Consider the following 22,487-nt stretch of genomic DNA (forward strand, 5'->3'; position numbering starts at 1 on the left):
CCGCCCCGCCACATGGAGCTGACCGAGAAGAGCCGCCCACGCATCGGCGTGATGGGCGGGACCTTCGATCCGATCCATCACGGTCACCTCGTCGCCGCCAGCGAGGTCGCACAGTCGTTCGACCTCGACGAGGTGGTCTTCGTGCCCACCGGCCGACCTTGGCAGAAGGGCGAGGTCACGTCGGCCGAGCACCGCTATCTGATGACGGTGATCGCCACGGCATCCAACCCGCGCTTCACGGTCAGCCGGGTCGATGTCGACCGCGTCGGTCCCACGTACACGATCGACACCCTCCGGGATCTGCGCGAGGAGCGACCGGACGCGGAGCTCTTCTTCATCACCGGCGCCGACGCCATCGCTCAGATCCTGAGCTGGCGCGATATCGACGAGCTGTGGAAGCTCGCGCACTTCGTTGCTGTGAGTCGCCCGGGACACGACCTCAATATTTCTGGATTGCCGAAACAAGACGTAAGCTTGTTGGAAGTTCCGGCCCTGGCGATCTCGTCCACCGACTGCCGGAGCCGGGTGAGCAGGGGATTCCCCGTCTGGTACCTCGTCCCCGACGGGGTGGTCCAGTACATCTCCAAACATCACTTGTATCGGAGCGTGGAATGACGTCATGGCCTGAACAGCCAGCGGAAGCGAGCCAGCCGCCGCAGACACGGCGACAGGCCAGAGAGAGTGAGCGTACGGCGGCTCGTCAAGCGTCGCGCCGTGCGGGCACCTCCGAGGCGACCCCGGCGGGAGAGATCCCCAAGACGTCGTCGACCCCCGGAGCCGACGCTCACTCCTCGGTCGAGGAGCAGGCTCCCGCCATCCCCGCCTCCGCGTTCGCCGAGCCCGGCGTCTCGTCGGGCGGCAGCTTCGACAACCTCCTCTTCAGCGCTCCGAAGCGCCCGGCCGCCGACCCCAGCGCCGACGCCGCGTCGTTCGACCTCTTCCGGCAGGCGCCGGACCAGTCCAAGCCGGAGCCGGTGACGCAGCCGATGTCCGTGCTCCCGGGGTCGGCGGCGACTCCCGTCCGCGCGGCCTCCCCGCAGACCACCACGGCTCCGTCGGCGGCGTCGGACGACGAGTCCGATCCGACCGGCGAGCGCACGCTCACCCGCCGCGAGCTTCGGGCCATGCTTCAGGCACAGGCGGCGAACCAGGCGAACCACTCGCCGGCCATCGCCGAGCCGATCGTTCCCGTCACGTTCACCGACGAGGGGCGCCCGCGGCGCAGCAGGCCGACACCCCGGTGACGTCCTCGCCGGCCTCCGCCTTCACCGCCTTCGGGTCGCAGGCTGCTGCCGCGCCGGCGGCGCCGGCCGCAGCCGCTGCTGCTGCACCCGCCGAGGCGGAGGAGGACACCTCGGCCCAGGAGCGCCGCCCCTTCACGCCGCCGACCGGCCACTGGTCGATGGCAGCCGAGCTCGAGGACGGCTCCGAGCCGATCACCTCGCGCAACGTCGGCCACTCGACCGCGGCCACCACGACCAACGCACTCATCCTCCCGTCGCTGCCGCAGGCGGACGCCACGGGCCCGTTGACGAGCACCGGCGAGATCCTCGTCACCGGTTCGATCGACCTCCCGCGCACGCTGGGAGCCACCGGCGCGCACGACCGCATCGACTCCTCGGACATCGACCGGCTGCTGGACAGCGAGGAGAACGAGTTCAACACCTCCGAGGTCGCGCCGGTGCGCGCGTCGCGCGCGATCAGCACGCACACGTCGACGCGCGGCGTGATCGCCCCGCCGAAGAAGCGCGGCAACGCCCTCCCGGTCGTGCTCATGGTGACCGCGGGCGTGCTCGCCGTCGGCGTGATCGGCCTGCTGATCGCGGCGTACGTGCTCCACGTCTTCTGATGACCTGCGAACGCCTCCTCTCGACCCGCACTCTCCCGAAGGACTCTCTGTGACCGCATCCCCGCACGCCCGGGACATCCTCCAGCTCGCGGCCGCCGCCGCCGACTCGAAGGGCGGCACCGATCTGGTGGCGCTCGACGTCTCCGGCCCGCTGCCGTTGACGGACGCGTTCCTCCTGGTGTCCGGCTCGGTCGAGCGCAACGTGATCGCGATCGCCTCCGAGGTGGAGGACCGCCTGAACGACGCGGGCATCCGCACGCTGCGCCGCGAAGGCAAGTCGGAGGGCCGCTGGATCCTCCTCGACTTCGGCGACCTGGTGGTGCACGTCTTCCACGAGGAAGACCGCATGTACTACGCCCTCGAGCGCCTCTGGAAGGACTGCCCGGTCCTGCCGCTCGAACTGCCCGTCCACACGGCGGAGTAGCGGCTCGCGCGCACACGCCCGGGCTGCACGGCCGATTTACGATGCGCCGCCCGCGTGTAGTACGCTTGATGAGTTGCCCGGGGAGCCCGGTCAACGCACGAGAAACTGAATACGGGTCTGTGGCGCAGCTGGTAGCGCACCTGCATGGCATGCAGGGGGTCAGGGGTTCGAGTCCCCTCAGATCCACTGGGAACGAAAGGCCGGCTTCTTCGGAAGCCGGCCTTTTCTCGTGTGCGTGGTCGTTCGCGATGACCTCCGAACGGGTGGAGGCGGCGGACGCGGGTGAGTCGGTAAGGTCACTGACTGTGACCGAGTACGCGGAAATGAACGACGGTGGCATGATCGTCGGCGGCGTCTGGATCGCTGTGCTCGCAACCGCGGCGCTGGTGTTCCGGCCGCGCGTCGTGGCGTTCCTTGTGCGCTTCACAGTGGCGGACACCGACGAGGAGAGCCGGCGTCGAGACCTTCGGGCTGGAGTCGCCCTCCTCGCCGCCTTCGCCTACGTCCTGGTCGCGACGCTCGCGAGCGTGCTCCTGATTCCGCGGACGATGTCGCTGTGGGCGATCGGCATCGGTCTGCCGATCGCCGTCGTCATCAACGTGCTCTACTGGGTGCGGTTCAGGAGAGCTGGGCTCTCCGTCCGCGGCTGGACGCGCGGCGATTAGGGCTTTGTCGCCGCCCGAACACGATCACAGCGACCAGCGCCGCCACATACGCCGCCACCGCAGCGATGCCCAGTGGCGTCCGGGCCGCGAGGGCGATCGTGCCGGCGACGGGGATGACGCCGACGAAGGCGCCCACCGACGAGACCACGTACGGCAACGGGTCCTCCGTCGCGTTCGCGTCGCCTTTCAAGCGCAGCGTGGTCACGTCGCCCTTCGTGGTGACCTCCCTGACCCGGTGGGTGATGAGTCCCGTGCCGCCGTCCTGGCGGGGGACCGTCACGATGTCGCCCGCCACGACCTCCGACGCGGGGACCGTGCGGTAGAGGATCAGCGACCCCACGGGCAGTGTGGGCTCCATCGAGCCGGAGATCACGATGACCGGACGCAGGCCGAACACCGCGCAGACGGCGACGGCCGCGATCGCGATCACGCCCAGGACGGCCGAGAACGACAGCAGGGCCGAGCCGAGCCACTGCCACAGGGAACGTCGAGGGCGGTCAGGGCGTCGAGGAGCCATCGAACTCCACCTCCAGGGCGGTCTGGCCTCCGTTGTAGGCGGCGGTCTCCGGGGTGTCGACATAGAACAGGGTGATACTGAGGTCATGGCGGCTGCCGGCGCTGCCGTCCACCCAAGCGGCTCCGTCGGACAGCGCCGGCGCCCCGCGGGCGGGCAGGCGTCCGAGCACCCCCGTCGCGGCCGCGACCGTGGCGCCCTGACTGGGGTCGGTGGCGCTGCCCCCGACCAGGAGCGTCCCGGTCGTCGTGTCGACGACCGTCACGTCGGACGGTCTGACGGTCACGGTGAGCGCGGCGGCGAGCTGCGGGGAGTTGTTGGCGACGCCGAGGTCCACCGTCACCGAACGGCCGGGGACGAAGCCGTCGTCGCCGGCGATCGGCACCGTGACGGCCTGCCCGGGCAACGCCTGCGCGACGTTCCCGTCCGGGAGGACGGAGACGATGTCGAAAGCCGCGCCCCCGACACCGTCCGGTCCGACGTTCAGCCCGGCCTGGTCGGTGAACGCGCTCATGGTCGCGCCGACCGTGAAGAGCGAGGCGGAGAGCACGAGCGTGCCGACGGCCACGGCGGCGAGGGCGATCCGCCTGCGAGGTGTCTTCCGGTGCTTCATCACGACCCCGGCGGAGTCATCGTGGTCAGGCCCTGGACGGCGTTCGTCGGGACGGTGTTGTTCGCCCAGCCGTTGATGATCGAGTAGTACGAATTGTTGTTGCCGCCCGCGGTGCCGCCTCCCCAGTTCACGAATGAGCCGTCGGCGTTCAGCGCCGTCCCGGAGTAGCCGAAAGCGCCGATGGCGGTCACGCTGCTGCCGAGCGGAGCGAGCTGCGCGGGAGTGACCTGGTTCGTCGTCGACGGCGTGCCGAGTGCGGGGTCCGGTCCACGGCCGAACGAGTAGCGGCCGTAGACGTAGACCTGGCCGGACTCGCCGAGCAGCACGACGTAGTCCTGGCTGGGCGCGACCGCCTTGACGGGATCGTCGTTCGGGAGCGCCAGCGCCATCGGTGTGGCGCTGACGACGCCGGACACGTAGGCGCGGCCGGTGCCGTAGTTGGACGCGTCGCCCCAGGTCACCAGGTGGCCGCCGTCGAAGACGAGCTGGTTGCCGAAGTAATGGCCGGTCAGCGACGTGATCGTGCAGGTGTCGCCGGGGAGCCCATGACGACGCCGACGCTGTCGCACCCGGACTGCGCGAACGGCGACAGGAAGGTCGACCGGAACGGGGCGTACCGGTTCGTGCCCAGGTTGTCGCCGGACGGATCGGACGCGTAAGACGACCCGGAGTTCGCCCAGCCCCACCAGAACACGCCGGTGGTCTGGTCGTTGGAATCGAAGTTCCCTCGGATGGCCCAGCCGTTCCACATCCCGGCGCCGATGCTGTGCACGCCTGACATGATCAGCGATGGCGTCGCCGAGGACGCGCTCGCCGTGCCCTGGCCGGTGATCCCGCGACCCTGCGGGTTGCCCCAGGTGTAGAGGTCTCCGGTGCTGGTCAGGGCCATGAAGACCCCGGACGACGAGCGGAGGTCCACGACGGTTCCAGGGATGGAGACCGGCCCCGGCTGCGTGTACGGGATCGGCGTGCCCGGCCGTCCCATCACGTTGTTCGAGCTGTTGCCGCCCCAGGTGTAGACCTGTCCGTCGTCGGACAGCGCCGCCAGCCCGGTGTAGCTGATGTTCGTGGGGTAGTAGTTGTCGAGGCTGGTGCCGGCGACCTTCACGATGTACCGGTGGTTCGGGCCGGGGTAGCCGTCGTTCGGGAGGATGACGGGCGTCGGCGGCGCGTTCGACGGGACGGTCAGTGTGCCGGTCCCGGCCAGTCCGTTGCCGCGGTAGCCCCACACCCACAGCGTCCCGTCGTCCTGCAGCGCGGTCGCTGTGTTGGCCAGGTAGGTGTCCGTCGGGACCAGCCGCGTCGACTGGGTGAGCAGCGGGCTGTCGGTCGGGGAGGTCTCCGCCTGGGCGGTGTCCGTGTAGGCGGCGGTGGTGGCCGGCACGGCGGCCAGGGGCGCGAACGCCACGGCCACGAGGGCGAACGCGGCGCCGACGCGCTGGGCTGTCCGGTTCGGTGATCGACGCGTCATCGCTGTTCACTCGGCTTTCGTCGTCGGAGACGGAGCAGGACGCCGACGCCGAGGAGGGCGACGGGGACGCCGACGCCGATCAGCGTGAGGCCGGTGTCGGCGAGCGGCGGCAGGGGAGGCGGCGCGGACGCCAGCGAGCTGAGCCGGATGGTGAGCTGCGCGCTCCGCCCCTGGTACTCGTTCCCGGCCGCCGCGGTGAGGACGACGTCGCCGGAGACGGACTTCGCACCACCGCCGGCGACCGTGCCCAGCCGTACCGGGGCACCCCCGATCAGCCGACGCAACGGGGTCTGCGGGACGACGGTCGCACCGTCCACCTGCACGCGCACCTGGAGCGCGTCGTCGATCGCGGCCGCGGCGCCGGAGACGTCCAGCACGTCGAGGTAGACCGTCGAGACGGAGGAGGCCGGATTCTGCACGGTGGCGGACCAGGGAGTCTGGTGGCCCGGCCCCGGCAACTGCACGGTCACGACCTGGGCGGGTCCTGCTGCGGCGGCCGGCTCGACTCCGGCGAGCGCGAGCAGCACGGCGGCTGCGGCGATGGCGGCTCTCCTCACGAGGTGCTCCCGTCGAACCGGACGCCGAGCACGAGGCTCCGGTTGAAGATGTAGGGGTTCCCGACCGCGTGCGGCAGAGTCACGTGGACCTCGACGGTCTTCGGTACGGACTGCGTCCAGCCCGTGATGACGGGCGGGGTCGCGTCGAGCGCCGCCGCGGTGGACGCGGTGACGACGGCGGTCCCGTCGACCGTGATCGTGAAGAGGGCGTAGTCGTACGGGTCGGCGCCGGGGCCTGCGGCTCCGGGGTCGGGCGGTCGGCTGCCGGGGTAGGCGTTGTAGAGGGCGAGCTGCACGGGGCCGGTGGCGGGCGTCGTGGTGACGACGCGCATGTCGACTGCGGCGGAGGCGTCGAACGTGATGGCGCCGCTTCCGGAGCTGTCGAGGGCGAACGGGGTGGGGTTGCCCTCCTGCACGGCTCCTCCCGAGTCGAGGAACGCGATGTTGTAACCGCCGCCGATGGCGCCGTTCGTCCCGAGGCCCGGCGCGGACTGGTCGGTGAAGGCGGCCGAGGTGGTCCCGACCGCGGAGACGCCGAGGACGACGCTGAGGCCCAGGAGTACGGTCGCCGCCAGCGCGCCGCGGCTGCGCGGCCTCCCGGGGAACCGGTCCCGTCGCGCGGTCACAGGCTGACTCCGGTGAACATGAGCTGGACAGGTGTCGTCGTCCCGTTGGCCGACGCCGGAGCATCGGCCGGCAGGGCGACCTCGACGTCCAGCACCCGGGCGGCCCCCGGAGCCGTGGTCCCGGTGAGCGGGATGTCCACCGCGCCGGAGGGCGGTACTGCGGCCGCGTACACGTGGCCTCCTTCGGAGATGGTGAAGCGCAGCTCGGGGAAGAGGGGGTTCGGGGTGGCCGGATCGATCAGGTGGACGCTGATCGCTCCGGCCAGTCTCGGGCTGTTGTTGCGCACGGCGACGCGGGCCTGCACCGAGGTGCCCGGCTCGAGCACGGTGGCCGGAAGGGCCACCACGAGCGGGTCCGGGCGGCCTTGCTGCCACTCGGCGGCGGTCGGCTGCCAGCCGGGGACATCGCTACCGGCGACCTGGAGGTCGAAGGTGTTGTCGCGGCCGTCCAGCGCCAGGATGACGTCGGCCCAGTTCACTGTGCTGGCGGCGGTGAAGGCGATCGCGGACGCGACGCAGACTCCCGCGGCGGACAGTGCGGGCCGACGCCACCGCCGACGTGTGCGCAAGGGGCTCGAGGTCATCGGATCAGGGAGTCGACGTACCGTTGAACTGCGCCTGGATGAACGCCTTCATGCCGTTCAGGTCGTTGTCGGTGAAGGTGGACCCGGACTCCGCCTGGGTGAGCAGCCGCACCGAGATCGTCACGTCGGACACGTCGCCGGCCGCGAGGTCGTTGAGCGTCAGCGCGCTGAGCTGGGCGAAGGTCAGGTCGGTGACGCTGATCGGCGTCGCGCCGAGGGAGGTCGCCGGCATCGAGACCGAGAACCTCAGGCTGGACAGGTAATCCGGGTCGGTGACGTCGGCTCCGCTGTCCGGGAGCTGCACGAGTCCCAGCGAAAGAGTCGAGTTCAGCGTCGCGGACGCGTTCCTGACCGGGATGTCGACCGAGATCGGTGCGCTGCCCGGGAAGATCGTGTTCGCTCCGACGATCTCGATCGGCGCGCCCGCCGGGGTGTCGGCCTCCTGCCACGAACCGGGGATCTGCGCGCCGGTGACGGGGTCGGTGTCGACCACCTGGATGTTGTACTGATCGGCGCCGATCCCGTTGGCCCCGAGGTTGAGGTTCGCGAAATCGGTGAAGGCGGCGGCGGTGACCCCTGCCGCGATCGCGACGACGGCGCCGAGGCCGATCACCGCCTTGGTCCTCCTGGACGTTCCGCGCTTCTCGGGCGCGGCGGCTTCCTGCGTCATTGCTCTCCCTTGGTGTCTCGCAACGGCCTCGGCCGTCGTCAGGGACGTGACGGTAGCACCGCGTCATTTCGCTGCTCCGGCGCGGAAATACGGGATACTTCGCGGGCCGCGCAGCCCCGGCCGGCTCCCGCGGCCGCAGAATCGTCTGGGCTTTCACCCTGCCCTGTCCGGCGGCGAGGCGACCTCCACCCGAAAGCGGCCATCGCTTAGGATTCACGCAGTCCGTATTTCGAACCGCCCGGGGGATCCGCATGACCGACCTGCCTCGCCGTCAGCAGCGTGCGCGCGGGCCCGCGCCGGTGCGGCACGGCCGGCTGCCGCAGCGAAGGCTGCTCGCGGCCGTTCTCAAGCTGCTGGCGGGCGTCGTCGCGATCGCCGTGGTCACCAGTGTCTCCGTGGCCGCGTTCGCGGTGTGGGATGTGGCGCGCTCGGTGAAGCACGGCGTCACCCTGGTGACGCTGCCGGGCCACACGCCCGTCCCGCAGGACATCCCGGACGTCGGAGCCATCCCGGGCGGCGTCAACCTGCTGCTGGCCGGCACGGACAGCCGCAGCGGGCTCGGCGGCGTGTACAACTCGGCCGCGGAGCAGGATGCCAGCACGGGCGAGGGCAACAACGACGTCACGATGCTGCTGCACATCGCGCAGGACCACAAGAGCATGATGGTGGTGAGCTTCCCGCGCGACCTCATGGTCCCCATCCCGACCTGCCCGACGCCCGACGGCAAGGACACGGTGAGCGGGTCGTCCTCCGCGCAGTTCAACACGGCGCTCTCGCGCGGTGGTCTCGCCTGCGTCGTGCTGACGGTCGAGAAGCTCACCGGCGTGACGATCCCGTTCGGCGCGGTCATCAACTTCAACAGGGTGAGCGCGATGTCCACCGCCGTCGGCGGCGTGACGGTCTGCCTGGCGTCGAAAGTGAAGGACGACTACACCAACCCGCCGCTCGACCTCCCTGCAGGTGAGAACACGCTCGTCGGGGACCAGGCGCTCTCGTTCCTGCGCAGCCGGCACGGCGTCGGCGACGGCAGCGACCTCGGCCGCATCTCCAACCAGCAGGTGTTCCTGTCCGCGCTCGCGCGCAAGGTCGTCAGCGGCGGAGTGCTCGGCAATCCGGTGCAGCTCTACGCGCTCGCGAAGGCGACCGTGCAGAACGTCACGCCGTCGCAGACGCTTACCAATCCGACGACGCTGGTGGAGATCGCCCTCGCGCTCAAGGACACCGGGCTGCAGAACATGGTCTTCCTGCAGTACCCGGCGGTGGCGGACCCGGACAACATCAATCGCGTCATCCCCGACGAGGAGGCGTCGACCGCGGTGAACGACGCGCTGGTGAACGACCAGCCCGTCGCGCTCACCGGCACGACCGGCCGCGCTGCGGAGGACCCGGGCGCGACGGCGACGCCGACCCCCACCTCCTCGCCGAGCGAGACCGCGACGGCGCCCGCGAGCCCGACCGGCACGGGCACTCCCGCGCCGACCGGCTCGTCCGGCGCGGTCGATCTGCCGTCCACCGTCACGGGCCAGACGGCCGCGCAGCAGACCTGCACCAAGGGCAACAACTGACCGCCTGCAGTCTCACACGGTCGGCGGTGTCACGAGGAAATGCCAGCCGATCCACCACCAGAACAGCAGGATGGCGACCCGGGCCGCGCGCTCGGCCATCACCCGGTCGAGGAGGCTGCTGAGCGGGGCGATCCGGTCGGGACGCCGACGCGACTGGACGACGAGCGCCACGATCAGGACGCCGCAGAGCACGAAGCCGCCGATCGTGACCCACCTCATGCGAATCTCCCCTTCATGTCGACCTCCCGCGCCGCAGCAGCGCGTAGCCGCCGAGAAGCCAGCACGCGACGAGCAGCACCCGCGCCGGCGGCCAGGCCAGCAGCGGATCGATCAGATCCGAGAGCGCAGGGAATGCGTTCTCGCTGCCGGTGAGGTCACGGCCGAGGAAGAAGACGCCGATCTCCCAGAGGCAGCCCGCGACGAGGACGACCGACCACAGGATCGCGGAGCGGCGCACAGCCGATCCTGGCGCCACGGCGTCCGCGCGGGAGCGGTCGGCCCAGGCCACCGGCAGCAGCAGCATGCCCAGCCCGACCACGATCGCCGCGTCCGCGGGGCCGTACAGCGGCGTGAAGCCGAGCGTCAGGGAGGCGACGACGATGAGCGTCCCGGCGATGACGCGGCGGGAGACGGTGTCACGGTCGGCGGGCATCCGGAGCGGGACGCGCAGCCAACCGAGCGCGTCGAGCGTGAGCACCACGGCCCCCACGACGTAGATCGCGGCGTCCACCGGTGCGCCGCGGGCGGCGTGGAAGACGGCCGTGATCACGAGCACGCCGATCCAGCCGGCCCGCGTGATCGTGGCCGGGGTCGGTCGGCGCCGGCCGGAGGATCGCTCGGAGTGCGACAGCTCTGACACGAGCCACACCGTACGCCCGACGCGCGTGCTTGCGCGATCAGCTCGCCGGGACGTTGAATGAGCACATGGCCACCGAGAAGATGACGTCCCTGCAATTGCGCGTCCTGCTGATCGCGATCCTGGCCAGCTTCGTGGCGTTCCTCGACGGCGCCGTCATCAACGTGGCGCTGCCCGCGATCGACCGGGAGCTCGGCGGCGGCCTGCCGCTGCAGCAGTGGGTGGTCGACGCCTATCTGGTGACGCTCGGCTCACTGATCCTGATCGCCGGCTCGCTCTCGGACGTGTTCGGGCGCAAGCGCATCCTGTACGTCGGGCTGGTCGGGTTCGGGATCACCTCGCTGCTGTGCGCGTTCGCACCGAGCGGGGTCTTCCTGGTGCTGTCCCGCGCCCTCCAGGGTGTTGCCGGAGCGCTGCTGGTGCCGTCGTCGCTGGCGATCATCATCTCCCGGTTCGAGGGTCCGGCGCAGGCCAAGGCGATCGGGCGCTGGACGGCCTGGACCGGCATCGCCATGATCGCGGGCCCCGTCGTCGGCGGGTTCTTCGTGGACGCGCTCTCGTGGCGCTGGGTGTTCGTGATCAACGTGGTCCCCATCGCGGTGACACTCGTCCTGATGTGGACTCTCGGCGACACCGACACGGGGATGGGCGGCCGCGTCGACATCCTCGGCGCGGTGCTCGGGTCGGTCGGCCTGGCCGGCACGGTGTTCGCGCTCATCGAGCAGGGCGCCTACGGCTGGGGGAGCCCGCGGGTCTGGATCCCCTTCGTCGTCGGCGTGCTGTCGTTGATCGGGTTCTTCTTCGCCGAGACGCGGGTCAAGCAGCCGATGCTGCCGCTCGGCCTGTTCTCCGTGCACAACTTCTGGGTCGGCAACCTCGCCACGGCGTTCGTCTACGGCGCACTGTCGTTCGGGCCCCTGATGGTGACGCTGTTCCTGCAGCAGGTCCTCGGGTTCTCGGCGTTCGTCGCGGGCTTCGTGTTCATCCCCTCGACGCTGTGCATGCTGCTGCTGTCCAGCTACTTCGGCGGCCTGGCCGGCCGGTACGGCCCCCGGTTCTTCATGGCGGTCGGACCGTTCGTCGCGTCTGCCGGCTTCCTCTGGCTGCTGATGATCGGGCAGGGGGTCGACTACTGGTTCGAGTTGCTGCCCGCGGTACTGCTCTTCGGTGTGGGCCTCTCGATGACCGTCGCGCCGCTGACCAGCGCGATCCTCGGCTCGATCCACCCGGGTCAGGCGGGCATCGGCTCCGCGGTGAACAACGCGGTCGCCCGCATCGCCGGGCTGCTCACCGTCGCGATGGCCGGCATCGTGATCGGGCAGAAGCTGGACGTGGCCGGGATGCACCGGGCGATGCTCGCGACGGCGGCACTGCTCATCGTCGGCGGCGTGGTGTCGGCCATCGGCATCCGCAACCACGAGCCGGCCGCCGAGCCGATCACGACGGCGGTCGAGTAGCGTTCAGGCGGCCGTGATCGACTGCCCGGCCAGCGCCAGCATCGCCACGTCGACGAGCGCGCAGGTCATGATGAGCTGCATGAGCAGCCGGGTCGGGCTGCGCCGCAGCAGCAGGACGACGCCCGCGACCACCGCCGCCAGCCCGATCACCAGGCCGACGAGGAGCAGCGGACGCACCGGGAGCCCGGGCCCGACCGTGATCAGCACGGTCGCCACGGCGAGGCAGCCGAAGGCGAGCAGCCCGCTGGCGCGCGCGCCGAGGCGATGCGGGAGGCCGCTGACACCGGTGCGGGCGTCGTCGGCGAGGTCGGGCAGCACGTTGGTGACGTGCGCGGCGACGCCGAGCAGCGCGCCGGCCGCGAGGACCCACGGCGCCGGCCACGCCGGGTGCACCTGACCGAGTGTCGCGATCGCGGGGAGGAGGCCGAAGCTCACCGCGAAGGGGACGAAGGACGCGGCGGTCGACTTGAGCCCCAGGTTGTACGCCCAGCCGCCCGCGATCGCGACCCCGTGGGCGATCAGCGCGCCGACGCCGAGGAACGCGGTGACGGCCAGCGAGGAGACGAGAGCGACGAACGCGGACGCGCGGACGAGGGCGAGCGGGATCTCGCCACGGGCGGCGGGCTTGTCCGCACGGGCGACCTCCCGGTCCCGGGCGGCATCCAGCCAGTCGTTGGACCAGCCGATCGAGAGCTGCCCGAGCAGGATCGCGACCGCCAGGACCACGAGCCGGCCGGGAGGGTAGCCGAGGCCGATCCCGAGACCGGTCGCCACGACCGTGACCACGGCGGTGGGCCCCGGGTGGCTGGCGAGCAGCAGGGAGATCGGCTTGGACGCCATCCCGCCATCGTAGGGCGGCAGCGGCGGGGAGGGCGACGGCGCGGCGCGAACCGGGACGGCCGGCGTGCGGAGGCGCCGCCAAGGGCCACGGGTTACCATCGGACGATGCGCCGCCCCCGATGGACGACGGCCGCTGCCCTCCTGGTGATCGCGACGACACTGGGCGGGTGCGCGGCCAGCGGTTCGACGCACCCGCGGGCGGCCGCCCCGAGCCCGTCTGCGACGCAGCGGGCAGCGACTCCCGCGCCGGATCCGGTTCAGGGCTACGCGGACGAGCGGCTGCGGAACCTGACCCTCCGCCAGAAGGTGGCGAGCCTGTTCATGCTGCACGCGGCGGGCACGGATCCGGCCGCGCTCCGCGGGTTCGTCGACCGTTACGGCCTGGGCGGCGTCATCCTGATGCCGGACAACATCCCGGCGACGCCGCAAGCCCTCGCGGCGGAGACCGCGGCGACCCGCGCCTCCGACCCCGGGCTGCCTCCGCTGGTCGGGATCGACGAGGAGGGCGGGGACGTCACCCGGCTGTCGTGGGACCGCCTCCCGGGCGCGGAGGCGTTGCGCACGCTCCCGCCGGCGGCGACACAGCAGGCCTTCGCGCAGCGCGCCGCGCTGCTGAAGCAGGCCGGCGTGAACCTCAACTTCGGGACCATCGCCGACGTGACGGCCGACCCGCGCTCGTTCATCGCCGACCGCATCCTCGGGACCGACCCGGCCTCCGCCGCCGCCCGCGTCGCCGCGTCGGTGACGGGGGAGCACGGCACTGTGCTCAGCACGCTCAAACATTTCCCCGGCCACGGCGAGACGGAGGCCGACTCGCACCACACCGTCCCGACCGCCGCCGTCGACCACGCCCGCTGGGCCGCACAGGACGCGCCGACGTTCCGGGCGGGCATCCAGGCGGGCGCAGAGGTCGTGATGTTCGGCCACCTCGCCTACAGCGGAGTGGACGCCGCGCCCGCATCGCTCTCGCCGGCCTGGCACCGCATCCTCACCGACGAGCTCGGCTTCCACGGGGTGACCATCACCGACGACCTCCGGATGCTGCAGGACACCGGGCTGCCGCAGTACCAGGACGCGGGCGCGAACGCGGTGGCCGCGATCGCGGCGGGCAACACGATGGTGCTGATGATCCAGGGCGCCGAGGATCCGGACGCTCTCATCGGCGCGGTGGTGGCCGCCGTGCAGGACGGGCGCATCCCGCTGCGGCAGGTGGATGCGGACGCCCGGGCGCTCCTGGTGCTGCGGCGGTCGCTCGCCGTGCACGGCTGACGAACGCCCGATGGTGTCGTGTCAACTTTTTTCGCCGGATCCGGAATAGCCGCGTTATCCATGCGGTTGCATGCATCTGACAGCGTCCGATCGCGTCCCAACCGACTCAAGGAGAACCGAATGAGCATCGACATCCCCGGATACAAGGCCGGCACCTGGACCATCGACCCCGTGCACAGCGAGGTCGGCTTCAGCATCCGTCACCTCATGATCAGCAAGGTGAAGGGCGTCTTCGAGAACTTCGACGCCTCCTTCGTCACCGCCGAGAACCCGCTGGAGTCGACCGTCTCCGCCACGGCCCACGTGACCTCCATCAACACCAAGAACTCCGACCGCGACGCGCACCTGCGCACCGGCGACTTCTTCCTCGCCGAGGAGTTCCCGACCATCGACTTCGTCTCCACCGGTGTTCGTCACGAGGACGGCGAGTTCCTCGTCGACGGCGACCTCACCATCAAGGGCGTGACCAAGCCGGTCACTTTCGAGTTCGACTTCGGCGGCTTCGGCCAGGACCCGTACGGCAACTACAAGGCCGGCGCGACCGCGAAGACCAAGATCAACCGCGAGGACTTCGGCCTCACCTACAACGCGGCGCTCGAGACCGGCGGCATGCTGCTCGGCGACGACGTCACCATCACCCTCGAGCTCCAGGCCGTCCTCCAGGCCTGACCCTCCCGGTCGCAAACCGCCGAGTACGCGAATAGTCCGCGTGCTCGGCGGTTTTCGCATGACTCGTCGCGTACTCGACGGCTGCCTGCGCGGGCTGCGGCGTGGTGGGTCAGCGGAAGTCGCGGGAGGCGGTGCGGATGGCGGTGTCGAGAGGCTCGAGGCGGTCGGCGATCACGTTGACCACGCCCTCCTCGCTGCGCTCCAGGATGCCGCGCACGATCATCGCCGGCGCCTGCCTGGCCACCCGGCGGTAGCGGTTCCACACCCCGACCGGGCAGATGATGTTCACCAGGCCGGTCTCGTCCTCCAGGTTGAGGAAGGTCACCCCCGCCGCGGTCGCCGGCCGCTGGCGGTGCGTGACCACGCCGCCCACCTCGATGCGGCGCCCGGACTCCGCGACCGCCAGCGTGTCGGCCGCCCGCACCCCGCGCGCCGTCAGCGCCGGGCGCAGGAAGCGGATGGGGTGGTCGTCGGTGGAGATCCCGGTGGCCCACAGGTCGCTCGCGAGCTGCTCGGCGGGGAGAGCATCGGCAGCAGCGGCGGCTGCACGGTGATCGCGGTGCCCACCAGGTACTCGGGCCGCTCCTGGGCGGCGTTGCCGGCCTCCCAGATCGCCTGCCGCGGGGACAGCCCGAACCCCTCGAAGGCGCCGGCCGCGGCGAGCGCCTCGAGCTGCGCCACCGTCAGCCCGACCCGGCGGGAGAGGTCGCTCAGGTCGCGGTAGGGCCCCGACGCCTCGCGCTCGGCCACGATCCGCCCGGCGAGCGTCTCGCCGATGGAGGTGACGCCCGCCAGCCCCAGTCGCACCGCGTGCCCGGCATCGCGGCGGTGGGCGGCGAAGTCGAGCGGAACGGTGCGGTCGAAGCCGCCGACCGGGGGCTGGTCGGGCTCCAGGCACGGGTCGGTCCCTGTCGGCCCCTGACGCGCCGGGTCGATGGCCTCCAGCAGGGGGAACACCCCGGAGAGCTGGATGTCCGGCCGGCGCACCACCACGCCGTGCCGCCGGGCGTCGGCAGTGAGCGTGCGCGGCGAGTAGAACCCCATCGGCTGCGCGCGCAGCAGCGCCGCGAGGAACGCTCCGGGGTAGTGCAGCTTCATCCACGAGCTCACGTACACCAGCAGCGCGAAGCTGATCGCGTGGCTCTCGGCGAAGCCGAAGTTGGCGAAGGCCTCGATCTTCTCGTAGATCGCGTCGGCGTCGGCCCCGACGATCCCGTTGTGCGCCATCCCCTCGTAGAGCTTCGCCCGCAGCGCGCCGATCTTCTCCACGCCGCGCTTGGAGCCCATCGCCCGGCGGAGCAGGTCGGCGTCCTCGGCGGTGCAGTCGCCCACGGCGACGGCCATCTGCATGAGCTGCTCCTGGAACAGCGGGACGCCCATCGTCCGCTCCAGCACCGGCACCAGAGCGGGGTGCAGGTAGGTGACCGGCTCCTTGCCGAGCTTGCGGCGGATGTACGGATGCACCGCGCCGCCCTGGATGGGCCCGGGGCGGATCAGCGCGATCTCGATCACGAGGTCGTAGAAGCTGCGCGGCTGCAGGCGCGGCAGCGTGCCGATCTGGGCGCGGCTCTCCACCTGGAACACCCCGATCGAGTCGGCGCGGCAGAGCATGTCGTAGACGCCGGCCTCCTCCTTCGGGATGCTGTCCAGCGTCCACACCTCGCCGAGGGACGCCTCGATGGTGCGCATCGAGTAGTCGAGCGCGGAGAGCATCCCGAGCCCGAGCAGGTCGAACTTGACCAGGCCCATCCAGGCGCAGTCGTCCTTGTCCCACTGCAGCACGGTGCGGTTCTCCATGCGGGCGTGCTCGATCGGGCAGACCTCGCCGACGGGCCGGTCGGTGAGCACCATTCCGCCGGAGTGGATGCCGAGGTGCCGCGGGAACTTCAGCACCTGCTGGGCGAGATCGACGACGGCCTCCGGGATGTCGTGCTCGTCGGTCGTGGTCACCCGGCTCCACGAGTCGATCTGCTTGCTCCAGGCGTCCTGCTGCCCGGTGGAGTGGCCGAGCGCCTTCGCCATGTCGCGCACGGCGTTCTTGGGTCGGTAGGTGATCACGTTGGCGACCTGGGCGGCGTTGTGCCTGCCGTACTTGGCGTAGACGTACTGGATGACCTCCTCGCGCCGGTCGGAGTCGAAGTCGACGTCGATGTCCGGCTCCTCCTCACGCATGGAGGAGAGGAAGCGCTCGAACGGCAGGTCGTACTTGATCGAGTCCACCGCCGTGATCCCGAGCAGGTAGACCACCGCCGAGTTCGCCGCGGAGCCGCGGCCCTGGCAGAGGATGCCGCGCTCACGGGCGAACCGCACGATGTCGTGGACGATGAGGAAGTAGCCGGGGAAGTCCTTCGCCTCGATCACGTCGAGCTCGCGCTCGATGCGCTCCCGCTTGGCCGGGTTGCGGTCGAGGTCGGGGTAGCGCTCTGCGGCGCCGCGCCAGGTGAGCTCGCGCAGCCAGCTCATCGGGGTGTGCCCGTCCGGGACCTCCTGTTTGGGCAGCTTCGGCCGGGCGCTGCGCAGCCGGAACGCCAGGTCGTCCGCGATGTCGGCGGTGCGCTCGACGGCGCCGGGATAGCGGGCGAACCTCGTTGCCATCTCCCGGCCGCTGCGCAGGTGCGCGGCGGCGGAAGCGGGCAGCCAGCCGTCCATCTCGTCCAGGCTCCGTCGGGCGCGCACCGCGGAGACCGCTGTCGCGAGCGGGTACTGCGCGGGCGTGGCGTAGTGGACGTTGTTGGTGGCGACGACCGGGAGGCCGAGCCGGCCGGCGATCCGGGCGAGCACGTCGTTGTCGGTGGTGTCGCGCGGGCCACCCTGGTCGATCAGCTCCACCAGCACGTTGTCGTGGCCGAACAGCTCGGCGAGGCGGGCGACCTCCCGTTCGGCGGCCCGCTCGCCGTGCTCGGCCAGCGCGAGACGCACGTCGCCCTTGCGGCAACCGGTGAGCACCATCCACTCGCCGCCGGACTGCTCGGCGAGCTCCGGGAGGCCGTACATCGGCCGGCCCTTCTCCTCGCCGGCGAGCTGGCCGGCGGTGATGGCGGCGGCCAGCCGGTGGTAGCCGGCCTGCTGGCGGGCGAGCAGCACGAGGTGACTGCCCTCCGGGTCGGCCTCCCCGTTCTGCGGCCGGCTGAGCGAGAGCGACAGTTCGGCGCCGAACACGGTCTTGACGCGTTCGTAGGCCTCCGCCGCCTCGGCGAGCCGGACCACGCCGTACAGGCCGTCGTGGTCGGTCAGGGCGAGGCCGTGCAGGCGCAGCCGGGTGGCCTCCTCGAGCAGCTCCTCGGGTGCGCTGGCGCCGTCGAGGAAGCTGAAGGTGCTGTGCGCGTGCAGCTCGGCGTAGCGGACGTGGCCTTCGTCCGGTTCGTCCGGCATCGCCTGCGCGACGTACTTCTGCCGCTTGCGCGACGAGGGCCGCTCCGGCTGCTCCTGCTCGCTGACGCGCCGCCCGCTCAGCCGCCGCTCGAACTCGGACCACGGGATCGGCGGGTTATTCCACCCCATCGCGCACTCCTTCCTGCGACCCGCCAGAGGGGTCGCAACACGCCGTTACCCGCCGGGCGAAGCGGCGTGTTGCGACCCCTGTCCGCCGGTGGGCGGTGGGCGGGAGGCGGTGCGGGCTAGTCATAGCGGGCCTCGGCGAACCAGGCGGCGCCGGTGAGGGCGAGCAGCCAGGCGGTGCCGTCGGCGTCGACGAGCTGGAAGCGGTGCATGGCGCGGGCGAGCGTCGCGTCCCACCAGCGCTCGCGCACCGGCCACGGGCCCGCCCAGGAGTCGACCGGCCGGGCGTCGCGCGCCGCGCCGGTGGGGAGAACGACACGATCGGCGCGGTGACGTCGCCGCGGTCGGTGACCTCCACCGGCTCGCCGGACGCGCTCAGCACCGCCACCGGCCGCGGCACCTCGAACACCGTGGAGGGCGCGGGCGCCGGCAGCGACCCGGGCCAGGGCCGGTCGGAGCGGGCGACGCCCACCGGCCGGTCGCCCCACGGCACGAGCACCTGCCGGTCGGACAGCGCCCGGCCACCGCCGATCGTCGCGGTGACGACCGCGTCGTGACCGAGCATGCCCTGCACGCGGGTGAGCCCGTGGTGGATGCGCTCGTCCGCGCCGCCGCCCCACAGGCCGTCCTCGTGGTGGCCGATGTCGTCCACGGCCTCCGGGGCGACGGCGACCTTGGCGATCGGGGAGGCGAGCCCGGAGTCGATGGAACCCGCGCCCTGGAGCTGCCAGCGCACCCGGTCGACCACGTCGGAGGCCGAGAACAGCCGGGGATGCTGCCAGCTCCGCTCGCTCAGCCTCCCGCGCTCGTCGGTCACCTCGATGCGCAGCGACGTGCACACCAGCCCGGCTTTGGTGAGCCCGGCCACGAACTGCTCGGCCGTGCCGCGGAACGCGAAGGTCACCTGGTCGACCCGGTCGAGGGGAGGTTCGAACTCGATCGCCCGGTCGAGCATCTTCGGCGGGGTGCGCGGCACCACGGCGGCGCCGTCCATCCCGCTGGCCAGGTCGTGGGCGTGCTCGCCGCGCTCCCCGAACCGTTCGCGGACGTCCAGCCGGTCGAGCCGCGCCAGGTCGCCGAGGGTGCGCAGGCCCAGCCGGCGCAGAAGCGGGGTGAGCTCGGTCAGGCCGAGCTGGGCGACCGGCAGCGGGGCGAGGAAGGCGGGGGAGCCGCCCGGTGGGACGACGCGGACGCGGGGCGCGGTCTGCGCCATTCCCATGGAGGGGGCCGCCCCGGTGGAGCGGGCGGCCTGCTCGGCGGCGAATGGCCCGTCGGCGATCCCGACCCGCACATCGTCGAGCGCGAGCCCGGTCACGTCCTCCAGCCCCTCCAGGCAGCGCAGCAGCTCCGCGGCCGCGGCCTCCTCGCCACCGTAGTAGCGCGCCGGTCCGCGCGCCCGCAGCACGCAGGTTCCCGGCCGCACCGCCTGGACGCCCGGCGTGATCTCCTCGATCGCGGTCAGCACCGGCTCGAAGGCGCGCGCGTCCAGCACGGGGTCGTAGAGGACGACCTCCAGCTCAGGGCAGCGCGATTGCGCCTCCCGGACCCGGAGCCCGCGGGTGACGCCGTCGGCGCGGGCGTGCGAGGAGCAGGCGAACACCATCCCCTTCTCGACCAGCGCCAGCGGCACGTCCGCCGGAAGCTCCAGGCGCTGCCGGGCGGCGATGACCGGCCAGTCGGGGCACCAGAGCACGATCGCGCGGGTGACCTGCCGCATCGGAGACATGGCTAGCTCACCGCCTCCAGGCGCGTCGGCGCGGAGGCGCGGAACGTCTCGTCCATCGCCGGCAGCCAGAGCTCGGCCCGGCGCCGCGGCCCGGCCCCGCCGCGGGGCGCGGCCTCCACCGTCACCCGCCGGGAGGAGAGGTAACCGGCGCCGGCCCCCAGGCCGTCCCAGCCGCTGCGGACCACGGAGAGCGCCGCCTCCGCCTGCGGCCAGTCGCCGGCGACGACGAGCGTGGCCTCCCGCTGCCGCAGCCGCGCGGTCAACCGCGCGACGTCGCCGCTCTTCGGCCGCTCCGGGGGCGCGACGGCGATCACGCCGAGCACGTCGGCCATCGCGGCAGTGACGGTCAGCCACTGCGGCCCGGGATGCGGCACCAGCACGAGCCGTTCCAGGTCGATGCCGAACCGCCCGGCGGCCTCCGCCCCGAAGTCGGGCATCCCGACCACCCCGCACCAGGCGCCCGCGGCGCTCGGCCCGGCGAGCATCGCCATCAGGAGCGTGGTGGAGCCGTGCACCGTGTAGGCGGCGCCGGCCTTGAGTGCGCCGCCGGGCAGCAGCGCGGCGAGCGCGGGATGCGTCTCCAGCCGCCGCGCGTCGAGCTTCGTCGCCTGCATCTGCCGGATGCGCGACTGCAGCTCGTGCACCTGCGCCCGGTCGGCGACCGGGTCGGGGAAGGTGCGTGCGACGGCGAGGGACATACACCTATTTTCGAACACATGTTCGAATACCGCAAATGTATTCTGGTGCGAAAGCGCGCGGATGCGACAACAGGAGAAACGCTCCGAAACTCCTTCACGACGCTGTTCCGCAGGCGTTCAGGCGCGTGTCGCGGAGGAAACTCCTGCGGCTACGGCCGACCCGCCGGTTCTGTCACGAAGTCGATCAGTTGCTCGACTCGGCCGAGGAGCTCCGGCTCCAGGTCGCTGTAGGTGCGCACGCGGGACAGGATGAGCTTCCAGGCCCGGGCGATGTCCGCCTGCGTCTCGTGCGGCAGTCCGAGCGCCGTGCAGATGCCGTGCTTCCACTCGATGGAGCGCGGGATCGACGGCCAGGTCTCCAGCCCGACCCGCGCGGGCTTCACGGCCTGCCAGATGTCGATGTAGGGGTGGCCGACCACGAGCACGTGCGCGCCGTACGGGCCGCGGGCGACCTTTTCGGCGATCCTGCTCTCCTTGGACCCCGGTACCAGGTGGTCGACCAGCACGCCCACGCGGCGGCTCCGGTCGGGCGCGAACTCGCGCACGATCGCGTCCAGGTCGTCCACGCCCTCCAGATACTCCACGACGACGCCCTCCACCCGGAGGTCGTCGCCCCACACGCGCTCCACCAGCTCGGCGTCGTGACGGCCCTCCACGAAGATGCGGCTGGCGCGGGCGACGCGCGCCTTCTGCTCGCCGACCGCGAAGGACCCGGAGGCGGTGCGGCCACGACCGGCCGGGGCGCGGCTCGGCACGACGAGCTTCACGGGCTCCCCGTCGATCAGGAAGGACGCCCCCAGCGGGAACACGCGCTTCGCCCCGAAGTAGTCCTCCAGCTCGACGGTCTGCGCCTCCAGTCGGACGATCGCGCCGCAGAACCCGGTGCCGGCCTCCTCGACCACCAGGTCGCGCACAGCCTCGACGGTCGGCACCGCCTTACGGCCGGCGTTCTTCCAGTCGCTCGCCAGCACATCGGATCCGTAGCGGTCGTCGTCCATCACGTTCAGAGAGGCTAGGGGATCGGCGGGGCGCGGTGGCGGAGGCTCCCCGCGGGAGGGCGGGATGCCCAGCCCGGGCCGGTCAGTCGAAGATCCGCACCAGCCGCCAGCTCCGGTCGTCGGCGTCGTGCCGCACGTCGAACACGTGCGCCACCCCGCCGTCGCTGGTCGCCTGGAACCGCCAGCCCCCGATCTCCCGCGGCAGCGCGCCGACGCCGTACCGGTGCTCGCCGAACGGCCGCCACCACGCGCAGATCTCCGCCCACACCGTCGGGGTGTCGCTCACCCGGTAGCGCGTCGAGCGCCAGACCAGGCGGGTCGGGATGCCGTCCTCGGTGGTCCACACGGCCACCGCCTCGTCGATGTCGGTCATGAGCGGGTGCTCCTTTCACTCGAACGTATGTTCGAAATGCAAGTGTAAACCTGGACTCCGACAGCGCGCACCCGCGCGTATCGTCCGCCTGCCATACTGACCGCATGACAGACTTCCGGGACCCGTCGAACGCGTCGCTGCGCCTCAGCAACGACGAACGGGAGCGCGCCGTCGCCGCGCTCCAGTCGCATGCCACGCAGGGGAGGCTGAGCGACGCCGAGCTGCAGTCGCGCGTCGCGGCCGCGCGGTCGGCCGTCACGCGCGGCGACCTCCAGCCACTGTTCGCCGACTTGCCCGGCGTACTGCACCTGGACGGCGCCACGGGCCCGGACGCCGGGCCGAGCAGTCCCGCCGCCGCGGCGTGGCAGGCGTCGCAGCCCGGCCCGAGCCCGTGGGGCTACCCGCCGGCGCCGGGCGAGCACGGCCGGCCCGTCACCCGCTGGGGGCTGCTCGTCGTCTCGATCATGCCGTTCGTCGCGGTCATCCTGTTCTTCCTGACCGGGATGGCGTGGGGCTACGCGTACAGCTGGCTCTGGTTCCTGCTCATCCCGCTCGCCGGCGCGCT

24 protein-coding genes, 1 tRNA gene and 2 pseudogenes are annotated in these 22,487 nt (G+C 71.7%); 11 read left to right on the forward strand and 16 right to left on the reverse strand.

Features of this window, described 5'->3' with window-relative positions; translation table 11 throughout:
- Positions 1-12: 12 nt before the first annotated feature.
- From nadD to ACRAWC_RS03000, 6 genes are all read left to right on the forward strand, one after another.
- Positions 13-615 carry a nicotinate-nucleotide adenylyltransferase gene (gene nadD / locus ACRAWC_RS02975; RefSeq protein WP_431346415.1) on the forward strand — a complete coding sequence of 201 codons (603 nt, stop codon included), beginning with the start codon at positions 13-15 and terminating at the stop codon, positions 613-615.
- Positions 612-1,244, forward strand: a complete 633-nt coding sequence (locus ACRAWC_RS02980; RefSeq protein ID WP_431346416.1) for a hypothetical protein — start codon at positions 612-614, stop codon at positions 1,242-1,244. The genes nadD and ACRAWC_RS02980 overlap by 4 nt, the downstream gene beginning before the upstream one ends.
- Complete coding sequence (locus ACRAWC_RS02985; RefSeq protein ID WP_431346417.1) at positions 1,241-1,849, forward strand: hypothetical protein; 609 nt, start codon at positions 1,241-1,243, stop codon at positions 1,847-1,849. The genes ACRAWC_RS02980 and ACRAWC_RS02985 overlap by 4 nt, the downstream gene beginning before the upstream one ends.
- Positions 1,850-1,898: 49 nt before the next feature.
- Positions 1,899-2,273, forward strand: a complete 375-nt coding sequence (gene rsfS / locus ACRAWC_RS02990; protein ID WP_431346418.1) for a ribosome silencing factor — start codon at positions 1,899-1,901, stop codon at positions 2,271-2,273.
- A 113-nt stretch (positions 2,274-2,386) separates the two neighbouring features.
- Positions 2,387-2,459 (forward strand) — tRNA-Ala (locus ACRAWC_RS02995).
- A 119-nt stretch (positions 2,460-2,578) separates the two neighbouring features.
- Complete coding sequence (locus ACRAWC_RS03000; protein ID WP_431346419.1) at positions 2,579-2,938, forward strand: hypothetical protein; 360 nt, start codon at positions 2,579-2,581, stop codon at positions 2,936-2,938.
- Here the strand turns inward: ACRAWC_RS03000 and ACRAWC_RS03005 are convergent.
- The 8 genes from ACRAWC_RS03005 to ACRAWC_RS03040 are packed head-to-tail and all read right to left on the reverse strand — an operon-like array spanning position 2,892 to position 7,973.
- Positions 2,892-3,455 (reverse strand): signal peptidase I, encoded by a 564-nt coding sequence (locus ACRAWC_RS03005; protein ID WP_431346420.1) that lies wholly within the window; start codon positions 3,453-3,455, stop codon positions 2,892-2,894. The genes ACRAWC_RS03000 and ACRAWC_RS03005 overlap by 47 nt on opposite strands.
- On the reverse strand, positions 3,436-4,068 hold the full coding sequence (locus ACRAWC_RS03010) for a hypothetical protein (RefSeq protein ID WP_431346421.1): 633 nt from the start codon (positions 4,066-4,068) through the stop codon (positions 3,436-3,438). The genes ACRAWC_RS03005 and ACRAWC_RS03010 overlap by 20 nt, the downstream gene beginning before the upstream one ends.
- Positions 4,065-4,634 (reverse strand): hypothetical protein, encoded by a 570-nt coding sequence (locus ACRAWC_RS03015; protein WP_431346422.1) that lies wholly within the window; start codon positions 4,632-4,634, stop codon positions 4,065-4,067. The genes ACRAWC_RS03010 and ACRAWC_RS03015 overlap by 4 nt, the downstream gene beginning before the upstream one ends.
- Positions 4,574-5,536, reverse strand: a complete 963-nt coding sequence (locus tag ACRAWC_RS03020; protein WP_431346423.1) for a hypothetical protein — start codon at positions 5,534-5,536, stop codon at positions 4,574-4,576. The genes ACRAWC_RS03015 and ACRAWC_RS03020 overlap by 61 nt, the downstream gene beginning before the upstream one ends.
- On the reverse strand, positions 5,533-6,093 hold the full coding sequence (locus tag ACRAWC_RS03025) for a hypothetical protein (RefSeq protein ID WP_431346424.1): 561 nt from the start codon (positions 6,091-6,093) through the stop codon (positions 5,533-5,535). Before ACRAWC_RS03025 ends, ACRAWC_RS03020 begins: the two co-directional genes overlap by 4 nt.
- On the reverse strand, positions 6,090-6,719 hold the full coding sequence (locus ACRAWC_RS03030; RefSeq protein WP_431346425.1) for a hypothetical protein: 630 nt from the start codon (positions 6,717-6,719) through the stop codon (positions 6,090-6,092). The genes ACRAWC_RS03025 and ACRAWC_RS03030 overlap by 4 nt, the downstream gene beginning before the upstream one ends.
- Positions 6,716-7,303 (reverse strand): hypothetical protein, encoded by a 588-nt coding sequence (locus ACRAWC_RS03035; protein WP_431346426.1) that lies wholly within the window; start codon positions 7,301-7,303, stop codon positions 6,716-6,718. Before ACRAWC_RS03035 ends, ACRAWC_RS03030 begins: the two co-directional genes overlap by 4 nt.
- Before the next feature lie 4 nt (positions 7,304-7,307).
- Positions 7,308-7,973, reverse strand: coding sequence for a hypothetical protein (locus ACRAWC_RS03040; protein WP_431346427.1), 666 nt, complete (start codon positions 7,971-7,973; stop codon positions 7,308-7,310).
- A 251-nt stretch (positions 7,974-8,224) separates the two neighbouring features.
- Between ACRAWC_RS03040 and ACRAWC_RS03045 the strand changes: the two genes are divergently transcribed.
- Positions 8,225-9,538 (forward strand): LCP family protein, encoded by a 1,314-nt coding sequence (locus tag ACRAWC_RS03045; protein WP_431346428.1) that lies wholly within the window; start codon positions 8,225-8,227, stop codon positions 9,536-9,538.
- Between the two features lie 12 nt (positions 9,539-9,550).
- Here ACRAWC_RS03045 and ACRAWC_RS03050 read toward each other — a convergent pair whose 3' ends face one another.
- Entirely contained in the window at positions 9,551-9,757 is a 207-nt protein-coding gene (locus ACRAWC_RS03050; RefSeq protein ID WP_431346429.1) for a DUF6186 family protein, read from the reverse strand.
- A gap of 13 nt (positions 9,758-9,770) precedes the next feature.
- Positions 9,771-10,397, reverse strand: coding sequence for a hypothetical protein (locus tag ACRAWC_RS03055; RefSeq protein ID WP_431346430.1), 627 nt, complete (start codon positions 10,395-10,397; stop codon positions 9,771-9,773).
- 65 nt (positions 10,398-10,462) lie between these two features.
- Between ACRAWC_RS03055 and ACRAWC_RS03060 the strand changes: the two genes are divergently transcribed.
- Positions 10,463-11,851: an MFS transporter gene (locus ACRAWC_RS03060; protein ID WP_431346431.1), complete on the forward strand. Its 1,389-nt coding sequence runs from the start codon at positions 10,463-10,465 to the stop codon at positions 11,849-11,851.
- A 3-nt stretch (positions 11,852-11,854) separates the two neighbouring features.
- On the opposite strand, the gene ACRAWC_RS03065 is transcribed toward ACRAWC_RS03060, so the two are convergent.
- Positions 11,855-12,691: a UbiA family prenyltransferase gene (locus ACRAWC_RS03065; RefSeq protein WP_431346432.1), complete on the reverse strand. Its 837-nt coding sequence runs from the start codon at positions 12,689-12,691 to the stop codon at positions 11,855-11,857.
- A 105-nt stretch (positions 12,692-12,796) separates the two neighbouring features.
- Between ACRAWC_RS03065 and ACRAWC_RS03070 the strand changes: the two genes are divergently transcribed.
- Together ACRAWC_RS03070 and ACRAWC_RS03075 are read left to right on the forward strand one after the other, a co-directional pair.
- The gene (locus ACRAWC_RS03070; protein ID WP_431346433.1) at positions 12,797-13,960 is read left to right on the forward strand and encodes a glycoside hydrolase family 3 N-terminal domain-containing protein; all 1,164 of its coding nucleotides are present in this window, start codon (positions 12,797-12,799) and stop codon (positions 13,958-13,960) included.
- Positions 13,961-14,080: 120 nt separating this feature from the next.
- Positions 14,081-14,629: a YceI family protein gene (locus ACRAWC_RS03075; protein WP_431346434.1), complete on the forward strand. Its 549-nt coding sequence runs from the start codon at positions 14,081-14,083 to the stop codon at positions 14,627-14,629.
- A gap of 109 nt (positions 14,630-14,738) precedes the next feature.
- Here the strand turns inward: ACRAWC_RS03075 and ACRAWC_RS03080 are convergent.
- The 5 genes and pseudogenes from ACRAWC_RS03080 to ACRAWC_RS03100 all read right to left on the reverse strand — a co-directional run bounded on the left by ACRAWC_RS03080 (position 14,739) and on the right by ACRAWC_RS03100 (position 21,922).
- Positions 14,739-18,130: pseudogene (locus ACRAWC_RS03080) on the reverse strand (error-prone DNA polymerase).
- Positions 18,117-19,844 carry a DNA polymerase Y family protein gene (locus ACRAWC_RS03085; RefSeq protein WP_431346435.1) on the reverse strand — a complete coding sequence of 576 codons (1,728 nt, stop codon included), beginning with the start codon at positions 19,842-19,844 and terminating at the stop codon, positions 18,117-18,119. Before ACRAWC_RS03085 ends, ACRAWC_RS03080 begins: the two are co-directional and overlap by 14 nt.
- Positions 19,845-19,855: 11 nt before the next feature.
- Entirely contained in the window at positions 19,856-20,551 is a 696-nt protein-coding gene (locus ACRAWC_RS03090) for a hypothetical protein (protein WP_431346436.1), read from the reverse strand.
- A gap of 149 nt (positions 20,552-20,700) precedes the next feature.
- On the reverse strand, positions 20,701-21,549 hold the full coding sequence (locus ACRAWC_RS03095; RefSeq protein WP_431346573.1) for a DUF3097 domain-containing protein: 849 nt from the start codon (positions 21,547-21,549) through the stop codon (positions 20,701-20,703).
- 82 nt (positions 21,550-21,631) lie between these two features.
- Positions 21,632-21,922: a DUF6504 family protein gene (locus ACRAWC_RS03100; RefSeq protein WP_345835143.1), complete on the reverse strand. Its 291-nt coding sequence runs from the start codon at positions 21,920-21,922 to the stop codon at positions 21,632-21,634.
- 104 nt (positions 21,923-22,026) lie between these two features.
- Between ACRAWC_RS03100 and ACRAWC_RS03105 the strand changes: the two are divergent.
- Positions 22,027-22,206, forward strand: a pseudogene (locus ACRAWC_RS03105) (DUF1707 SHOCT-like domain-containing protein); the annotation flags it as partial.
- Positions 22,207-22,487: the final 281 nt, after the last annotated feature.

Source organism: Leifsonia sp. L25 (assembly GCF_050632895.1).